Here is a 16,675-nt window from a genome sequence, read left to right as displayed (position 1 = left end):
GGTCAGGGGTTTCTAAAAACTTCATGGGAAAGCTGCCCGCTGCAAGCTTTGCCGAATTGAATAGGACTGGACTCCGAAATGTGAATTGCGTGAGCACTATCACACAAAGACGACCAGATCCAAGCCGCTATCAGGTCTGCTGACCCGAACCAATCCGGTAGCGATCGCGAATCAGCATCCTTAAGGGTGTTCCGGTTCCCGATGGGATGGTTCTATTCAGTGAGGCCCAGACCCAGATAGGGGTTAAGCACTAGGTTGGACTCCGATTCTCAATTGCCTTGAGTCAGGGTTCGGCCTTGGTGTGCGCCATGGTGAGTGCTGTCATTGTTTTGAAACGGCGACCGGGGGATGTCGATCGCGTTTTGAACCATATTTCAGTGCTGGCTTCAGCGCGACCATATTTTCAGCTCACAAAAACTATATTCATGTACAGTTACTGCTATGAACGCGCTGGGACTGTTGGTGGGATTGGCCCTCTACCAAGGATTGGTGATCGCAAATCGGTATTCATTACCGATTAATAACGTGGCGCATTTGGTGTTTCCGCAGCAAACGTCTTGGACTATTTTGGGGGCATCGGTAGTCTATTTGGCGGTGGTTTATTTGCTGCTGTCGATCGCACAGCAACGCTATAAAAACCGCTACCAAGAAGTCGCTGAACGAGTTACGGAATCCAGAGGCGATCGGGTGGAATCGTTGGGGTTATCGGATGGTCGCGACCTGGCCACCAGACGCTTTTAGCTCCAGGAGCAAAAGTTGAATAAAGGTCAAACCAAGAAGGCAAAGGACACAATATCCAACAGGTTCTCTCTAGCAGCATTTCTCTGATGAAATGATTGAGTTCAACCAAGATTGGATTCAACTCTTGGGTTCAACTAAGGAATTTAAACACCTTAGTCAGCTCAAGTTACTGTGAGGGGATGTCTCAACAATCAAAATGCTACCTTGTGGGTCTCATCGATCAATTTAACCGATAGAGACAAGGGGCTTAAGCCCCTTGTCCCCACGACTGCTAGTGCTTTACAAGCCATTACCGCTCAGACATCCTCTAAGCTTTTGCCACAACAGAAACGGGGTGCTGGTTAAGAGCCAGTACCCCGTTTTTATAGCGTTTTTGGCGGGACTTTTGATGAGGCTTTTGATGAGGCTTTTGATGGGGCTTTCGTGGGTTAACAAAGTTGCCCATCACGATCGCCCATTAAGATTGCCCATCAACCGTTAACGTTCTAGACCGCCTCTCAGAATAAAAATTCTGGCTAACCTATTGAGCGAGGCGTTCTTTGCAGGCAAAAATCCGCTCGATCGTTTCCTCAACGGCCTTATCCGGCGTGGATGCACCGGAAGTGATGCCCACGGTGATCGGCCCGGCGGGTAACCAGTTTTCGGCGCGTTCGATGTCGCCGTGGAGGGGTTTGTGCTCGATCGCCCGCTCATCCACAATTCGATCAGCACTGTCAATGTGATAGGAAGGAATATGGCGTTCGATGGCAATTTCCTGCAAATGGGTGGTGTTGGAAGAGTTAAACCCACCAATCACAATCATCAAATCCATCGGCGAATCCACCAACTCAAACATGGCATCTTGCCGTTCTTGGGTGGCATCACAAATGGTGTTGAAACTCATGAAGTGCTCGTTCAGTTTGTCGGGGCCAAACCGTTGCATCATGGTGCGCTCAAATAGTTTCCCGATCGCCTCGGTTTCGCTCTTGAGCATGGTGGTTTGATTCGCCACACCCACCCGATCGAGATCCCGCTCGGGATCGAACCCTTGAGAACAGGCCTTGGCAAACTTAGCGAGAAATTCTGTCTTATCTCCGCCGTGCAGAATATAGTTGCTGACGTATTCCGCCTGCTCCATATTCAGCACAACCAAATATTTATTGGCAAAGGAACTTGTGGCGATCGTTTCCTCATGGTTGTATTTCCCATGAACGATCGAGGTGTAATCACTTTTTTTGTGTTTTTCAACGCTGTTCCACACCTTCGCCACCCAGGGACAAGTGGTGTCTACGATGATGCAACCGCGATCGTTCAGCAGTTGCATTTCCTGCACACTGGCCCCAAACGCCGGCAGAATCACCACGTCTCCTCGTTCCACCACCGAGAAGTCTTTTTGGCCATGGTTCACTTCAATGAACAACACACCCATCTGTCGCAAATGGTCATTTACCGATGGATTGTGGATGATTTCATTGGTGATCCAAATGCGCTCCGTGGGGAATTGTTTGCGGGCTTCATAGGCCATGGCCACCGCCCGTTCCACCCCCCAACAAAACCCGAATGCCTGGGCCAAGCGAATGGTCACATCGCCCCGGGTCAACACGTTGCCATTGGCCCGCAGTTCTTGAATTAAACCGCTTTGGTAAGAGGTGGCCATGGTTTCAGCCACCGCTTCTCCGTGACCAAACCCGCGCCGAAAGTAATTATCGGAATGGTTCAGCGATCGCCGAAATGCTTTGGTATCCAGAGGGGCGGCGGTTTGGGCGGCGCTGTCTTGGGTCTCGGGGGCCGGGTCGGTGACGGGCGTTTCCATGCGATCGCTCTCGGGATTTAAATCGAGTTTTGTTTAAACGGCTCGGCCCCATTGTATCAGGGGCGATCGGGCAGTGATGGGCCGGATCCGGCGGCAGTGATGGACTTCCTGCGCAACCTATTCCCCATCTTTTTCCCACTCCAAATCCGTTGGCGGTTCGATCGCCCTCACATCTTCTCGATAGAAGTGCCGGATGCCTTGGCCCTGTTCCACTCGCACCGTCACCGCCCGATCGCCCACCTGTGCCACCTGGCCGCGCAGGCCGTTCCAAATTGGGTCTCCGTCGGGCCGCACCACTGCAATTTCCACCCAATCCCCGATCGACAAGGGTGAATGCTGCTGCTTGGCTGCCGCTTTCCAAAGAATCCAATCCCGCAGCAAATAGTTCACCTGCTTGGGAGCCTCGTCTTGGGGGCAGTGGCCGACTCCTTCCAAATTCACAAACCGCTCAACGGCTGGGTATTGCTCGAAGGCCAACCCACGCTCGATCGGCTCCCAAGGATCCGCCGCGCCCCACAGAATCATGGCCGGACAAGGCAGTTTCGGGAGCAAGTCCTCTGGCAACGGCCCTTGGGAATAGCGCGTGAAGGCCAAGAACACATCGGCCGCCCCCGGCTCACGTGCCGGTTCCATCAGGATCTCCACCAGCTCATCCGTCACCGCGCTGGTGTCTCGGTAGGCTTGGCAAAGAATTTTGCGCACGGTGGCCGGCTGGGCAATTTGTTGGAAAAAAGTTCGGCCCAACCAAGGCCAACCCAAGATTTTTTGCAAATAGCCGGAGCCAACTCGCTTGAACCAGGGCAGCTCGGCCCGGCGGCGATCGTGCAACAGGCGCAAGGAACAGTTCAACAACACCACCGCCCGCGCCAGCTCGGGGTGGTCAACGGCCGCCTGCATGGCCACCACGCAGCCGATCGAGTTGCCCACCAAAAACGCCGCTTCCCCAACCACCTCGCGGCAAAAGTCCGCCACCAACTGCCCCCAAGTCTCGAAGGTGTAGCGGATTTCCCGATCGGGCGTGGGCTTGGCTGACCCCCCAAAACCAATTAGATCAAGGGCAAATACTCGGCAATGTTGCGCCAAAAAGGGAATATTTTTACGCCAATGCCGCCAGGAAGCGCCAAACCCATGGATTAAAACCACAGCGGGGCCAGCATCACCCGAATGCTGATAGCAAATGCGATGGCCTTGCCAAGTCCAAACATAAGGACAAGCATCGGTGGCGGAAAATTGGGTGAGTTCAGGGGCGATCGCAGTCACGGCAGGGGGAAAGGGATTGGAAAAGGGAGCCTAACGAGATTGTAAAGCTGATAATTATCAATTTCCTTGCGTCGATTCAGTCGATCCAAGGAAGCGCGTTACCCTGGAAGAAAGAGTTCGATCGATTGAGGCGGTTACCATGCAAAGCGGTTGGCGCGTGGGGTCGATCTTTAACATTCCGCTACTAGTCGATCCATCGTGGTTTTTAATTTTGGTTTGGTTTTCGGCCGCCAACAGTGTTGAGTGGGCGAACCGCTATCCCGATTGGGGCGCGGGGCTAACTTGGCTGTTGGGTTTGCTGACCGCTTTGTTGCTCTTTGGCTCCGTGCTGGTGCATGAGTTGGGTCACAGCTTGGCGGCCCGATCGCAAGGCATCGCCGTGAATTCGATCACCCTGTTCATGTTTGGCGGTGTGGCTGCGATCGACCGGGAATCCAAAACCCCCGGCGGCGCAATGCAAGTGGCGATCGCGGGGCCCCTCGTCAGCTTGAGCCTGTTTATTTTGCTGTCCGCGATCGGGCGGTTGGCTCCCACCAGCCCGCTCACCATTCTTTGCTTGAATTTGGCACGGATTAATTTAGTGCTGGCGGTGTTTAACCTGATTCCCGGTTTGCCCCTCGATGGCGGCCAGGTGCTGAAGGCGCTGGTTTGGAAAGCCACCGGCAGCCGGTTTACGGGCGTGCGTTGGGCCGCCAAAGCGGGCCAGGCGATCGGCTGGTTGGGCATCAGCTTGGCGGCCTGCCTGATCCTGTTTGTGCCCGGTGGTCTCCAGGGGTGGTGGATTGGGTTAATTGGCTGGTTCTGTTTGCGAAATGCCGCCAGTTACGAACGCCTGACCACCGTGCAAGAAGCCCTGGTGAATGAACGGGTGGCCAATGCCCAGTCCCGGGAATTCCGGATCGTGGACGGTCACCTGAGCCTGCGGGATTTTGTGGATAACTATCTGCTGACGGCCGATCGCCCGGAATACTTTGTGGCCATGGATGGCCGCGATCGGGGCCGGATTGATCCCGAAAGCCTCAAAGCCATTGACCATGAGCGCTGGCCCTGGATTCGGGTGGTGGATGCTATCGAACCCATTGACCGCCTCGCCTCGATCGCGGACAGTGCCACCCTGGCCGAAGCGGCCCTGCTGATGGAAGAACGGCAGGTGAAGCGGTTGGTGGTTTTGAGTCCGATCGGTTCCGTGGTGGGCACGCTCGATCGCGCTGACCTCACCCGCCAAATCATGCAGCGGCTCAAAATCGTGATCAATGAAACGGAACTGAAGCGGTGCAAAGCCGAACATTGCTACCCATCGGGCTTTAACCTCGGGGCGATCGCCCGCACCCTGGCTGAAGAGATGGCCTAGGGGCCTGCTGACCCGGTTGCCACCGCTCTCAGTTGCCGCTGTCCTGGGTGGCGACCGCTTGGCCAGTCTTGAATCCCAGGCAATCTTGTTAACTTGCTCGTCTTGATTTGCTTCCTGATTTGCTTACTTTTGCTTACTTATGAACTGGACTCCCGAAGCCGAAGCCAAGCTCAAAGAAATTCCGTTTTTTGTACGGCCCGCCGCTCGCAAAAAGATCGAGAAATTCGCCCAAGAAGCCGGTGAAACCACCATCACCGTTGAAGTTTACGAAGCCGCCAAGAAAAAATTCGGCTAGGGATTGCTCAAGGCTATTCTCCTGTGGCGGCTCGGGGCGATCGACTCGATCGGCTACTGATCTACTGATCTATTGGTGGCGCGGGGCGATCGATTCGATCGACTACTCATCCCCTGTGTGCGTTTGCCGCTCCAGCACCGTTTTCAGCACCAACGTCACCAACGCCAAGCAAGCCAACAGCAACGCCGCCGTATAGGACGCTTGGGTTTGATATTGCTTGTAGGCTTCCTCCACATACAGCGGCAAGGTCTGCGTTTTGCCCGCAATGCTGCCGGAAACCACCGCCACCGCTCCAAACTCGCCCATGGTGCGGGCATTGGTCAAAATCACCCCATACATCACACTCCAGCGAATGGATGGCAGCGTCACTCGCCAAAAGATTTGCCACTCATTCGCGCCCAAGGTGCGGGCGGCTTCCTCTTGGTCTTTGCCCAAGTCCTCAAGCACCGGCAACACTTCCCGCACCACAAAGGGCATCGTTACAAAGGCCGAAGCCAACACGATTCCCGGAACCGCAAAGATGATCTTGACATCCCAATCTTGGAGCAAGGGGCCAAACCAACCTTCCCGCCCATAGAGCAGCACCAACATCAACCCCGCCACCACCGACGGCACGGAAAACGGCAGGTCAATCACGCTTAACAGAAAAGCGCGACCGGGAAAATTGCGCCGCGTCAAAGCCCAAGCCGCGCAAAGCCCAAAAACCGTGTTCAAAGGAACCACAATCACCGCAATCAGCAGCGTCAGCAGAACGGCTTTTTGAAAGTCGCTCTCTTGCAGCGCAGCCCAAAACCCCGGAAAACCGCCCGCAAGCGCTTGGTAAATCACATTCAGCAGGGGAATTACCAGCACCAGCAATAAATAGGCGGCAACTCCCACGATGAGAGTTAGTTTCACCCAATCAACTTTGAAGTTTTTTTGGGGCAAGGACTGGGGAGCGTTGGGGGGATTCAGAGGGGTCGAAGCCATAGTGACCGACGGAGAAAAGTTCGCAAAGGTGGATTGACGAAGGGGTGGCGTGCGGCTGGTGGCGGCCGGCGCGACGCACTTTTAACGATTAACTTTTAACGATTAACTTTTTAACGATTAATCGTGAAAGGACTGCAAACAGCGGTTGCGGTGGTCGCTTCCATTGGGGAAAAAACTAGTCGTAGCGGCGACCCCAAGCTTGCAGCAGGTTAATGATCAACAGCATGACCAGGGAAATCAGCAGCATGGTGGTGCCAATGACGGTGGCTCCTTCAATGTCGTACTGTTCCAGCTTTTGGAAAATCAAGACGGAAGCGACCAAATCTTGAAAAGGCACGTTGCTGGCAATCAACACAACTGAGCCGAATTCCCCTACCGATCGAGCAAATCCCAGGGCCACCCCCGTGATGGTGGCGGGCAGCAGGGGCGGCAACAGCACTCGGGTGAAGGTTTGCCAAGGGGAAGCCCCCAAGCTCCAGGCCGCTTCTTCCAGTTCCGATTCAATTTCCCGAATCACGGGCTGCAAAGTGCGCACCACAAAGGGCAGGGAGATGAAGAGCATAGCTACCCAAACCCCTGTGATGGTGAAGGAAACGCGGACTTTCAGGGGAGCCAGCAGGGAGCCAATCCAACCCGTTTCGCTGTAAACCGTGGCCAGGGTCAGGCCGGCTACGGCGGTGGGCAGGGCGAAGGGCAGATCGATCGCCGCATCCAGCAGCCGCTTACCGGGAAATTGGTAGCGCTCCAGAACCCAAGCAACGATGAACCCCGCCAGACCATTGACCGCAGCGGCCAAAAAAGCCGTTAAAAAGGTGGCTTGATAGGTAGCCAGGGCGATCGGGGCGGTGGCCGTTTCCCAAAAGCTCTCGATCGGGAGGGTGCTGGCTTTGCTGAACATGGCCGCAAAGGGCAACAGCAACAGCAGCAACATGTAGCCGATCGTGACCTGCCAGGGAATGGAGAGGTTCTGGGGCCAGGCCCAGCTGCGACGCGGACGGCGGGAAGTTGCGTTGGCAGTCATAGGGATTTTGCAACGAAGTCGTTTTCAGGATAAGCCAAAGGGTTCCCGAAAGTACACATTTCCAATCGATTTAGGGGAGATTCTTCAGAAACTCGGGGTCTAGCGTCATGGGTGTGATGCCCGGGTGATACACGGGCAATGTGTGGGTGATCTCCGGGCAAGTCGCTATGGAATTCGTTGAATGGGCGATCGCCCCCTGAGCGGAAGAATGGCCCTTAGAACTCTCGTCGCGAAAAGGCGAAAATTGCCCCACACAACAGCAGCACAGCGTATAAAACCCCATACACCGCATCACCGATCAACAGATGCCCCTCGGGAATCAGGCCATACACGGCGAGGTTTTTGAGGTTAAACCGCTCCAAATCCGGCAGGATCAGATAGAGAATTTCCGTCAGCCGCTGCATGAAGGGATCTTGAAGCTGAATCCCGATCGTCAGCAGGTTGCGGCTGATGTGGCCCATCAGGTAAATCGCCAGGGTCAGCACAACCGCCAGCAGGGGGCTGGTGAAGGATCCCAGCAACAGGGTCACCGCCGCAATCAGCACCAGCTCCAGCCAAGCAAACAGAGCCGTCAACACCATGGCACTGAGTTCAAAGCTGGCCCGTCCCCACAACCACAGGCCCACCGTTTGCACCAGCGTGGCCCCCGTGACCCAGGCCGCCAACAGCATCGACAAACCCAAGTGCTTGCCCAGCATGAATTCTGTGCGGCTGAGGGGCTTGGCGATCGCGAGCAAAATGGTGCGGCGTTCGATTTCGCGATCGATCAGCCTTGTGCCCACCAAAATTGTCACCAACAGCCCCAGCAGACTGGTGGCGGCCAAGCAGCCATCGAGCACAATTTTGCCAGCGGAATCACCGGCGGAAATTAAGGGTACTAGGGCGATCGCCAGCACCAAGGCTACGGCATAGACCAAAAGTAAGTAGCCGATTTTGGCGCGCCAAGCCTCCAGAAAAGCATTGTGGGCGATCGCCCAAATTCGCTGGCCACTGAACCCAGCCAAGAATGCTCGCCAACCTGTTAATTGACCCATGTTCCTGACGAATTCTGAACGCAACGTGAATACAAGAGAGAAAGGGCAAAGTCGCTGAATTCAACGTTGATTGATCGGGTGTCGATTCCTTCAGGATCAATCAACACTAATCAATCCTAAATCAATTACAGCCTTTACCTAGAACGATTGGTACACCGCATCACGGGTGTCATGGAACAATTATGAGGTGGGCACTGCCCACCCTACGGGCTAACGCTGGATCTGATGCTAATTAGTTCAAGGATGATTGATCCAAAACTAATTAACTCAAAGCCAATTAAGCCGAAGTTACGATCACTCTGTTGATCCTAATGATCCTGATGAGATCGATCAACCCTATTGAAACAGATCGACCGGCCAGACAAACATGCTAGCTGCATAGGCTCGGACATCGTTATTATTCAGAGCTGGATGTTGATCAATCCAGGATTGGATCATGAAAGCAAACCGAATCCAAAAGGCCAGCAAGAAATGGCCCAGCAACCACATCGCCAAAGGAATGCGTTCTTTGATCGGCACTTTGTAGCGAGAATCCGTGGGCTTGCTGAGAAAATCTTGGACAATTTTGATGGTAATTGAACTGAGCGGAAAGGTTAAGCAAGCTAGGTACAGGGCATCGGTGCGATCGCTGCTGGGATCCGCCAAAAACCGATAGAGCAACAGGGAGCACAGAGCACCGGCCATCCAGGGGCCAAGGGAAACGCCCCGAATTTGAATTGGCTTTTGCTCGATCGACCAAACCACCCCAGACAGGGCCAACATCAGGGCACTGAAGCCCGCAAAGGTGCGCTGTAATTCCAGGTTATTCGCCCCCAACCGTGCCATCACAGACAAGATTAAAAAGCCAATGCTGACCCAGAGCAGAGTTTGCCAGGAAAAGGCTTTTCTGGGTTGTACAATCTTCCAAAAATCACCGCTGATTTCTTTGAGCATTGTCTGTCAATTTCCTATAACTTACAGTGGTCTTACGGTTGTCTTTGAACTCGATGAGTCACCCTAAGCCTGACGAAGGGCAAAGAGAATACTTTGAATGGCAATCACCAAAGCGCCAATGCCGGTGCTGGCAATATGTCCCCAAAAGATCGTTTTTTTGGCCAATTCACTTTGAATGGACTGGTAGCGCTGAAAGAAGCTCTGAAGCTGCTTGCGCATGGTGATGGTGAGGGTGGGGGTTGTTTCGGTTTCCGGCTCTTCCGGAAGGCCCAAATCAGCACCGGGGGCAGGATATTTCAAGATTAAGTCTAGGAATTGGACGGCGATCGACTTCAGTTCAAAGATCAGGAAAAAGACGATCGGGACAACAATTAATAACCAATTATTTAGCTCGCTCGACCAAACGCCTTGCAAGATCAGCGACTGCAAATCGTTTTGAATTGAGGGCGGGAACAGCTCATAGGCCGTGAAGAAACAGGCCCACCCCACGCACAGCACCAGCAGTTCCATGGCGGCGGCATATTCCACGCTGCGGCGCTGGTTCATGCCCGCCAGTCGGTTGAAGATCACCGCTTCACTGGCGATCGCGATGAACAGAAACAAAATCTGAAAAATAACGGTGGGCAAAGGCAGGATCAGAGGCATAGGGGCGATCGGGGGGGGTGTCAGGGTTTGCGGGCTGGAAGTTGGGGCCGGTTAATGCTGATTTTACCGGGCTGGCTTCTCTGCGATCGGGGGGGTTCGGTCGCGATCGAGCTGATCGGGGCGATCGGGTCTGGGCGCTTCGGTCTAAGATCCTGAGGGCGCGGCATTGGGATTATGGCCCTGCATTTTGCATCGCTGGCGCTGCGGGAAAAGCGGCGGCCGGAGCCTGGGGCGATGCCTTGTTCCCTGTCCCGTTGACGACCCGAGCGGCACCAGACACAGGCCCCTGAGCAATGGCTCAGATTCCGGTTTTTCAGTAACCTTCAGCAACGTTTGTAGCATCGGCATGAGAACCGCACCACGAAACGGCATTGGTATTCGCACAGCCCAGACCCGCGACGATCGGGAATTGGGGCAAATCCACGTCTACGATGGCGCGGGTAAGGGCAAATCGCAAGCGGCCTTGGGCGTTGTGTTGCGATCAATTGGCTTGGGCATCCACAGCGACTGGCAAACCCGAGTTTTACTGTTGCGGTTTTTGAAGGGGCCCGATCGCCCCTACGACGAAGACGCGGCGATCGCGGCCTTGCAGCGCGGCTTTCCCCACCTGATTGACCAGGTACGCACAGGGCGATCGGAATATTTCGGGCCCGAAGGCGTGACCAAGTTCGATCGCCTGGAAGCTCAGCGGGGTTGGGATGTGGCCAAAGGGGCGATCGCCTCGGGGCTATATTCCGTCGTCGTGTTGGATGAAATTAACCCTGTGTTGGACTTGGGGTTGCTGGATCTCGATGAAGTGATCAGCACCCTGAAAAACAAGCCATCGGAGTTGGAAATTATTGCCACGGGCCGCAGCGCCCCCACAGCCCTGCTGGATATTGCCGATTTGCACTCGGAAATGCGCCCTCGAGAATTGGATCCCAACCTGAACTTGGAAGGCATTGAAGGCATTGAAATTTACACGGGCGCGGGCAAGGGCAAATCCACTAGCGCCCTCGGCAAAGCGCTCCAGGCGATCGGGCGGGGCATTGGCCGGGACAGTTCCCACCGGGTGCTGATTGCCCAATGGCTGAAAGGAGGCAGCGGCTACACCGAAGATGCCGCGATCGCCGCCCTGCAACAGAGCTATCCCAGCCTGGTGGATCATCTGCGGTTTGGGCGCGACGCGATCGTCTGGCGCGGCCAACAACAGGAACTGGACTACATCGAAGCGGAGCGCGGCTGGGAACTGGCCCGCGCGGCGATCGCCTCGGGGTTATATAAAACGATCGTTCTGGATGAGCTAAACCCCACCGTTGATTTGGAATTGCTGGATGGGGAAGCGATCGCCCGCGACCTATTACGCAAACCCAAAGATACCGAAATCATCATCACAGGCCGTTGTTTGCATCCACCGGCTTATTTCAACCTAGCCAGCGTTTATTCGGAGATGATTTGCCACAAGCACTATGCGGAAAAAGGCATGGATCTGAAGCGCGGCGTGGATTTTTAGGACTGAATTTCAGGTTTGGATTATTCACAGGAATCCTAGCGTTGTTTCAGCACCAACAGGGTCATATCATCCTCAGGCTGCTGGTGATTGAGATGACTTCGTAAATCAGCAACAATCGCCTCGATAATTTCCGCTGCTGGGCGATCGCGCTGTTGACAAGCCACCCAACAAAGCCGCTCTAATCCATAGGCTGTCTGCCGATCGCCCTGGGCTTCCGTGATGCCATCCGTGTAAAGCACCACCACATCACCCGCTTGTAGTTCCAGGGTCGCTTTCTGCACCCAATGGGCAATATCTGGCTCAATCCCGATCGGGAAACCCAAATCCATCGTGTCAAATCGCTCGATCGCGCCGTTCGATCGAACCACAATCACCTCCTCATGTTGCCCCGTTAAACACAGCCGCCCCCCTTGATAATCCAACAGCGCCAGGGTGGCATGTTTGTGCAAGTTCATGCGCTGTAGGTTTTCATAAATTGCACGGTTAATCGTGTTTAAAAAGCGGGCCGAGTTATGCTCACAGGCCGCCAACAGGGTGCGAGCCGCCATCTGAATCATCAGCATTAAGAGGCCGCTTTCTAGGCCATGGCCCGTCACATCACCGATGCCAATTTTGATGTGATCGCCCTGACAAATCACATCGTAATAATCACCGCTCACTTCCGCCGCGGCCGCCGTGAAGCTGGCAATTTCTAACGATTCGATCGCCGCCAGTTCGCTCTTGGGCGGCAGCAACATTTTGTGTAAGCGATGGGCAATTTCTAACTCCGCTTGGGTTTTGGTTAAGGCTAATTGGCTGTTGCTCAAGGCCGCCTCCACCTGCTGGCGGTTGTCCATTTCCTGGCGCAAATCCTGCAAGGCCGTTTGCAACTCCGCCGTGGCTTGGTCAACGGCCCGTTGCAGGCGGGTTGGTTCGCCCATCAGCTTCCAAACCACCGCCCCCACCCCGATCGACAGCGCACCGCCCAGCAGCCAAATCACCCCCGCGATCGGGGAGCGATCGCGCCAGCCCGATCGGGGAATTGCCGCCAACTGCCAAGTGCCATTGGGAATCGCCACCCCCACCAACACCGGATCCTGTTGAAAAACCTGAGCCTGGCCCCAAAACACATCGCCCCGCTCTCCCAGGCCGTCCTTGCCCCGAATGGTAAGCGCCAATTGCTGGCTCACCTTTGGCAAATCCGCCGCTTCATAGATCGCCATTTCATCCACCACCACACTGGCCAGGCCCCAGTAGGTCGGTGACGCATTCAAGCCCGGTTGATCCACCACAAAAGCCGGGGTGCGGTTAATGAAAGCGACTCCCCCTTGCACCAACTTCACGGGGCCGGCAATGGTGGAGCGCTTTTGTTGAATGGCGCGTTCCACGGCGGCCCGTTGCTCCGGTTTGGCCACCAAGTTCAATCCCAGGGCCAACTCATTCCCCTGCAAGGGGTAGATATGGCTAATGACGGAATTTTTAGCCAAGTTGACGCTGCGGATGCCGTTGTTTTTTTCCAGCAGCACCGTACCCATGCGGGCAAATTCCGCCTGAGTCACTTGGGGATTGGCCGCCACATAGGCCGCCAGAGACTCGGCCAGCAGCAGTTGGGAGTTGATATAGCCTTCGAGTTTGGCGCGAACCGTGCTGAGTTTGCTGAGTACCGTGGCCCGTTCCTGGCTGCGAAATTGGCGGTTTTCGGAACCGACCAACACACTGGTTGCCACAAGCACAATCAGGGCCGCCGCGGCCGCGGCCCCGATCGACTGGGCCTGGCCAAATCGCAGTGGGGGCGATCGGCGCAGGGAAGTGGGCATAGACGAGATCTCCAGAGAATGCTGTTGCAATCGCCGTTGGTCTCTGAGTTTAACGGGTATAGTCCGGCGGCCGATCTCCGGCTGTGGCGGCTTCGGACGGTTCGATCGGAACGGTCACCGGATCCAATTCTGGCTCGCCATCCAGGGGCCCTTCCAGCACCGGGGCGATCGCCCGGGGTCGGCGGTTCAGCAAGGCCGCCGGCCAAGTCACCCACTCATGCATCAACACATAAAGGCAGGGGATCAAGAACAGGGTCAGCAACGTGGCCAGAGACAACCCCGAAAACACCACAATCCCCAAGGGTTGCAGAAATTCTCCGCCAGCCCCCATGCCCAGGGCCATGGGCAACATCCCCAAAACCGTGGTGATCGTGGTCATCAGGATCGGGCGGAGCCGCTGGGGTGCGGCCTGGACGATCGCGGCTTTGCGGGTGAGTTGGTATTGTTCGCGCAGTTGGTTCGCCAGCTCTACCATGATGATGGCGTTATTCACCACGATCCCCACCAACAGCACCGCGCCCACCACCACCGTGGCCCCGATCGCCGTTTGAGTCCAATAGAGACCGAGAATCCCGCCGGCCACCGCCAGGGGAATCGCAAACATGATCACCAGCGGGTCAATTAGGGAGTTGTATTGCACCGCCATCACCACAAACACCAGGAAGGCCGCCAAACCACCCAACAGGGGCAAGGCTCCTTGGATTTGGCGATTGCTTTCGGCGGCGGGGCTGGGCAACCGGGTCACCCCCGCAGGCAACTCCAGCTTGCTGAGGATTTGATCCACTTCCGCCAGGGCATCGCTGAGGCTGGCTCCGGGATTCAGGTTCCCGGCCACCAAAAACACCGATCGCTGGTTAATCCGCTGAATTTCGCTGGGGGCTTGGGCGCTGTCGAGGCTGGCCACTTCGCCCAAGCGCACGAGCCGATCAGCCCCGGCAAACAGGGGCAGGTCTAGCAGTTGGGAGGGGTTGCTGATGGCAGCGCGATCGAGCCGCACGCGCACATCAACCAACCGGTTCCCCCGCTGCAATTGGGTGGGCACGGAACCTTGAATCGCCGTTTCGATCGCCCGACCAATGTCCGTGATGTCCAGATCCAGGTCGGCCAAGCGGGTGGGATCCGGGCGAATTTGCACCTCCGGCTGCGGGCGATCGCCATCGGGACGAAAGGCCGCCAGCGTGGCTTGCTCATCAAGGGCTGTCAACACCTGCCGCCCGGCCCGTGCCAGGGCTGCCGGATCATTCCCCTGCAAAATCACATCCAACTCAGCCCCCCGCACGGGCGAGTTATTCAAAATCAAGCCCCGCACTTCCCCGGGCCGCAACCGCAGGCGAATATCCACCAAATTCAGCTTTTGCAGTTGCCGATTCACCCGCTCCACATAGGCTTCCACATTGGCTCCCGGTTTCAGGGTGATGGTGCTGGTGCTGCGCAGGGGATTTTCGTTGGTGTTGCTGCCAAAGAGGGATCCCCCGATCGTGGTGAAGGCGTATTCCGTTTCCGGCTGTTGGCGCAGGATTTGGTCAACCCGTTCCATCACCTGGCGATTGGTTTCCAGGGTGGTGCTGGGTGGAAAGATCGCCACCAATTGCGCCTGGCCCGTGGCAATGCGCGGCAGGATTTCTTGGGGAATGTAACCAATCACCGACAGGCTGCTGACCGTGAGGGCCGTGGCAATGACCAACACCACCAACAGCCGCACCCGCATTAGCCCGCCCAGCAGCCGGCCATAGTTGACCATCACCCCATCCATCCAGCGATCGAACGCCCGCAGGGGCCACCAACGACCCACCCCGCTCGACCAACGCACCGCCAGCAACCGCGCTGCCATAGCTGGAACCACCGTGGCCGCCACCAAAATTGAGGCCGCCACCGCAAAGCTAATGGTCAAAATCAGTTCATTAAACAGCAGGGCAATGAACCCGCCAATGAACAAAAAGGGCAACACGGCCACCAAGTTGGTGCTTGTGGAAGCCAACAGGGCCGACTCCACCGCTTGGCTGCTGGCGATCGCCCGATCGACCACTTCCGCTGGCTCCACCTCTCGGCCATTGGCGCGGGTTCCTTCCACGATCGCTTCCATCATCACGATCGAGTTATCCACCACAATCCCCACACCGAGGGCCAAACCACCCAAGCTGAAAACGTTGATCGTCAGGCCCCAAAACCGCATCAAAATCACCGCCGCCAAGGTGGCCAGCGGAATTGAAATCGACACAATCAGGGTTTGGCGCAGGGATCCCAAAAAGACAAAGACCGCAAAGGCCGCCAACCCTGTCCCCATCAAGCCTGAGGAAATCACGTTGGAGACAGCGTTTTGAATAAACACCGACTCATCTAGGGTAGGCAACAGGGTCACATCCGCCGGAATCGTGCCATTGGCCGCCAGTTCCTGAAGCCGCTGTTTGACGGCGGCCACCACGGCGATCGAGTTGGCATCGGGCTGCTTTTGCACACTCAGCTTCACCGACGGCTGACCATTCAAGCGCACTTCCACCCGCTGCTCCGCCGTGCCATCCACCACCGTGGCAAAGTCGCTGAGGGTCACGGTTTGGGTGGGGGCGCTGCCGTTGCCATTCCGCACCACAAAGGGCAATTGGGCTAACTCAGCCGCACTGCGAAACCGGCCCGTGGCCCGGGTCAAGGGTTCCCCATCGGGGGCATAGATTCGGCCACCGGAAATATCTTGGTTGCGATCGCTCAAGCCATCCAACACCGTTTGCAGATCCAGCCCGATCGCCTGGAGCCGTTGCAGATCCAGCGTGACCCGCACCTCTTCTTCCACCCCACCGGACACATCCACCGAGGCCACCCCATCCACCACATTCAGCTCGCGCGAGAGTTCCTCATCGGCAAACACCCGCAACTGAGCAGGGGATTGGGCAGGGGAGGTCACCGCCAACTCATAAACCGGTAACTGGGAGGGGTCAAATTTAAACAGCCGAGCATTTTCCACCGCGTCCGGCAGTCGGCCCCGGGCCCGGTTAAAGGCCGCCGTTGCATCATTCAGGGCCTGATCTAAGTTGCCGCCCGGCTGGAAATATAAATCTAGACTGATGCTACCCTCTCGCGTTTGGGAATACACCTGCACCACGCCTTCGGTGGCGGAAAGGGCTTCCTCCAGCGGACGGGTGATTTCATCGATCGCCACTTCCGGCGACACGCCCGGTGCATCGGCCCGTAAACCAATCCGGGGATAGGTGATGGAGGGCAGCAAGTCCACTTGCATGGTGCTGACGAAGAAGCCCCCGAGGACGATCGCTGCCACTGCCAACATCAGGGTGGCAATGTGACGACGAATCGACAGGGCGCTGAGACTAAAGCCCGTGGGCCGCGAATCAAACAT

Annotated in this window: 12 protein-coding genes and 1 pseudogene; 4 read left to right on the top strand and 9 right to left on the bottom strand. The window is 56.2% G+C overall.

The genetic code is table 11. The annotated features are described in order from the left end of the window. Window positions 1-441: 441 nt before the first annotated feature. Window positions 442-741 (top strand): hypothetical protein, encoded by a 300-nt coding sequence (locus ACZA91_RS11570; protein ID WP_099535225.1) that lies wholly within the window; start codon window positions 442-444, stop codon window positions 739-741. Between the two features lie 520 nt (window positions 742-1,261). Here the strand turns inward: ACZA91_RS11570 and ACZA91_RS11565 are convergent. Next, window positions 1,262-2,467 carry a 4-hydroxy-3-methylbut-2-enyl diphosphate reductase gene (locus ACZA91_RS11565; protein WP_463186428.1) on the bottom strand — a complete coding sequence of 402 codons (1,206 nt, stop codon included), beginning with the start codon at window positions 2,465-2,467 and terminating at the stop codon, window positions 1,262-1,264. Between the two features lie 429 nt (window positions 2,468-2,896). Continuing rightward, a pseudogene (locus ACZA91_RS11560) lies at window positions 2,897-3,784 on the bottom strand (alpha/beta fold hydrolase); the annotation flags it as partial. A 148-nt stretch (window positions 3,785-3,932) separates the two neighbouring features. Between ACZA91_RS11560 and ACZA91_RS11555 the strand changes: the two are divergent. Both ACZA91_RS11555 and ACZA91_RS11550 read left to right on the top strand, forming a co-directional pair. Next, window positions 3,933-5,144, top strand: coding sequence for a site-2 protease family protein (locus ACZA91_RS11555; RefSeq protein ID WP_099535227.1), 1,212 nt, complete (start codon window positions 3,933-3,935; stop codon window positions 5,142-5,144). A 139-nt stretch (window positions 5,145-5,283) separates the two neighbouring features. After that, window positions 5,284-5,439, top strand: coding sequence for a PCP reductase family protein (locus ACZA91_RS11550; RefSeq protein ID WP_099535229.1), 156 nt, complete (start codon window positions 5,284-5,286; stop codon window positions 5,437-5,439). Between the two features lie 102 nt (window positions 5,440-5,541). On the opposite strand, the gene cysW is transcribed toward ACZA91_RS11550, so the two are convergent. The 5 genes from cysW to fraC form a co-directional block, all read right to left on the bottom strand. Then, window positions 5,542-6,408 carry a sulfate ABC transporter permease subunit CysW gene (gene cysW / locus ACZA91_RS11545; protein ID WP_463182389.1) on the bottom strand — a complete coding sequence of 289 codons (867 nt, stop codon included), beginning with the start codon at window positions 6,406-6,408 and terminating at the stop codon, window positions 5,542-5,544. 175 nt (window positions 6,409-6,583) lie between these two features. Continuing rightward, window positions 6,584-7,429: a sulfate ABC transporter permease subunit CysT gene (cysT, locus tag ACZA91_RS11540; RefSeq protein WP_190354571.1), complete on the bottom strand. Its 846-nt coding sequence runs from the start codon at window positions 7,427-7,429 to the stop codon at window positions 6,584-6,586. Between the two features lie 215 nt (window positions 7,430-7,644). After that, window positions 7,645-8,463: an ABC transporter permease gene (locus tag ACZA91_RS11535; protein ID WP_099535235.1), complete on the bottom strand. Its 819-nt coding sequence runs from the start codon at window positions 8,461-8,463 to the stop codon at window positions 7,645-7,647. Between the two features lie 336 nt (window positions 8,464-8,799). Continuing rightward, entirely contained in the window at window positions 8,800-9,396 is a 597-nt protein-coding gene (locus tag ACZA91_RS11530) for a DUF5357 family protein (RefSeq protein ID WP_099535237.1), read from the bottom strand. 63 nt (window positions 9,397-9,459) lie between these two features. Continuing rightward, window positions 9,460-10,041, bottom strand: coding sequence for a filament integrity protein FraC (gene fraC / locus ACZA91_RS11525; protein ID WP_099535239.1), 582 nt, complete (start codon window positions 10,039-10,041; stop codon window positions 9,460-9,462). A gap of 346 nt (window positions 10,042-10,387) precedes the next feature. On the opposite strand from fraC, the gene ACZA91_RS11520 reads away from it, so the two are divergent. Then, entirely contained in the window at window positions 10,388-11,533 is a 1,146-nt protein-coding gene (locus tag ACZA91_RS11520) for a cob(I)yrinic acid a,c-diamide adenosyltransferase (protein WP_463182388.1), read from the top strand. Window positions 11,534-11,568: 35 nt separating this feature from the next. Here ACZA91_RS11520 and ACZA91_RS11515 read toward each other — a convergent pair whose 3' ends face one another. Beyond that, complete coding sequence (locus tag ACZA91_RS11515) at window positions 11,569-13,329, bottom strand: SpoIIE family protein phosphatase (RefSeq protein WP_463182387.1); 1,761 nt, start codon at window positions 13,327-13,329, stop codon at window positions 11,569-11,571. Between the two features lie 49 nt (window positions 13,330-13,378). After that, window positions 13,379-16,675, bottom strand: a complete 3,297-nt coding sequence (locus tag ACZA91_RS11510) for an efflux RND transporter permease subunit (RefSeq protein ID WP_190354573.1) — start codon at window positions 16,673-16,675, stop codon at window positions 13,379-13,381.

The sequence above is a fragment of the Limnothrix sp. CMB-01 genome, assembly GCF_055193175.1.
Note: the sequence above shows the minus strand (reverse complement) of the source record. Positions and strands in the feature narration are given on the sequence as shown.

Coding starts and splice junctions, on each gene's coding strand:
- cysT (WP_190354571.1), bottom strand. CDS start 7,429: ATGACTGCCAACGCAACTTCCCGCCGTCCGCGTCGCAGCTGGGCCTGG.
- ACZA91_RS11510 (WP_190354573.1), bottom strand. CDS start 16,675: ATGTTTGATTCGCGGCCCACGGGCTTTAGTCTCAGCGCCCTGTCGATT.
- cysW (WP_463182389.1), bottom strand. CDS start 6,408: ATGGCTTCGACCCCTCTGAATCCCCCCAACGCTCCCCAGTCCTTGCCC.
- ACZA91_RS11570 (WP_099535225.1), top strand. CDS start 442: ATGAACGCGCTGGGACTGTTGGTGGGATTGGCCCTCTACCAAGGATTG.
- ACZA91_RS11555 (WP_099535227.1), top strand. CDS start 3,933: ATGCAAAGCGGTTGGCGCGTGGGGTCGATCTTTAACATTCCGCTACTA.
- ACZA91_RS11535 (WP_099535235.1), bottom strand. CDS start 8,463: ATGGGTCAATTAACAGGTTGGCGAGCATTCTTGGCTGGGTTCAGTGGC.
- ACZA91_RS11550 (WP_099535229.1), top strand. CDS start 5,284: ATGAACTGGACTCCCGAAGCCGAAGCCAAGCTCAAAGAAATTCCGTTT.
- ACZA91_RS11520 (WP_463182388.1), top strand. CDS start 10,388: ATGAGAACCGCACCACGAAACGGCATTGGTATTCGCACAGCCCAGACC.
- fraC (WP_099535239.1), bottom strand. CDS start 10,041: ATGCCTCTGATCCTGCCTTTGCCCACCGTTATTTTTCAGATTTTGTTT.
- ACZA91_RS11530 (WP_099535237.1), bottom strand. CDS start 9,396: ATGCTCAAAGAAATCAGCGGTGATTTTTGGAAGATTGTACAACCCAGA.
- ACZA91_RS11515 (WP_463182387.1), bottom strand. CDS start 13,329: ATGCCCACTTCCCTGCGCCGATCGCCCCCACTGCGATTTGGCCAGGCC.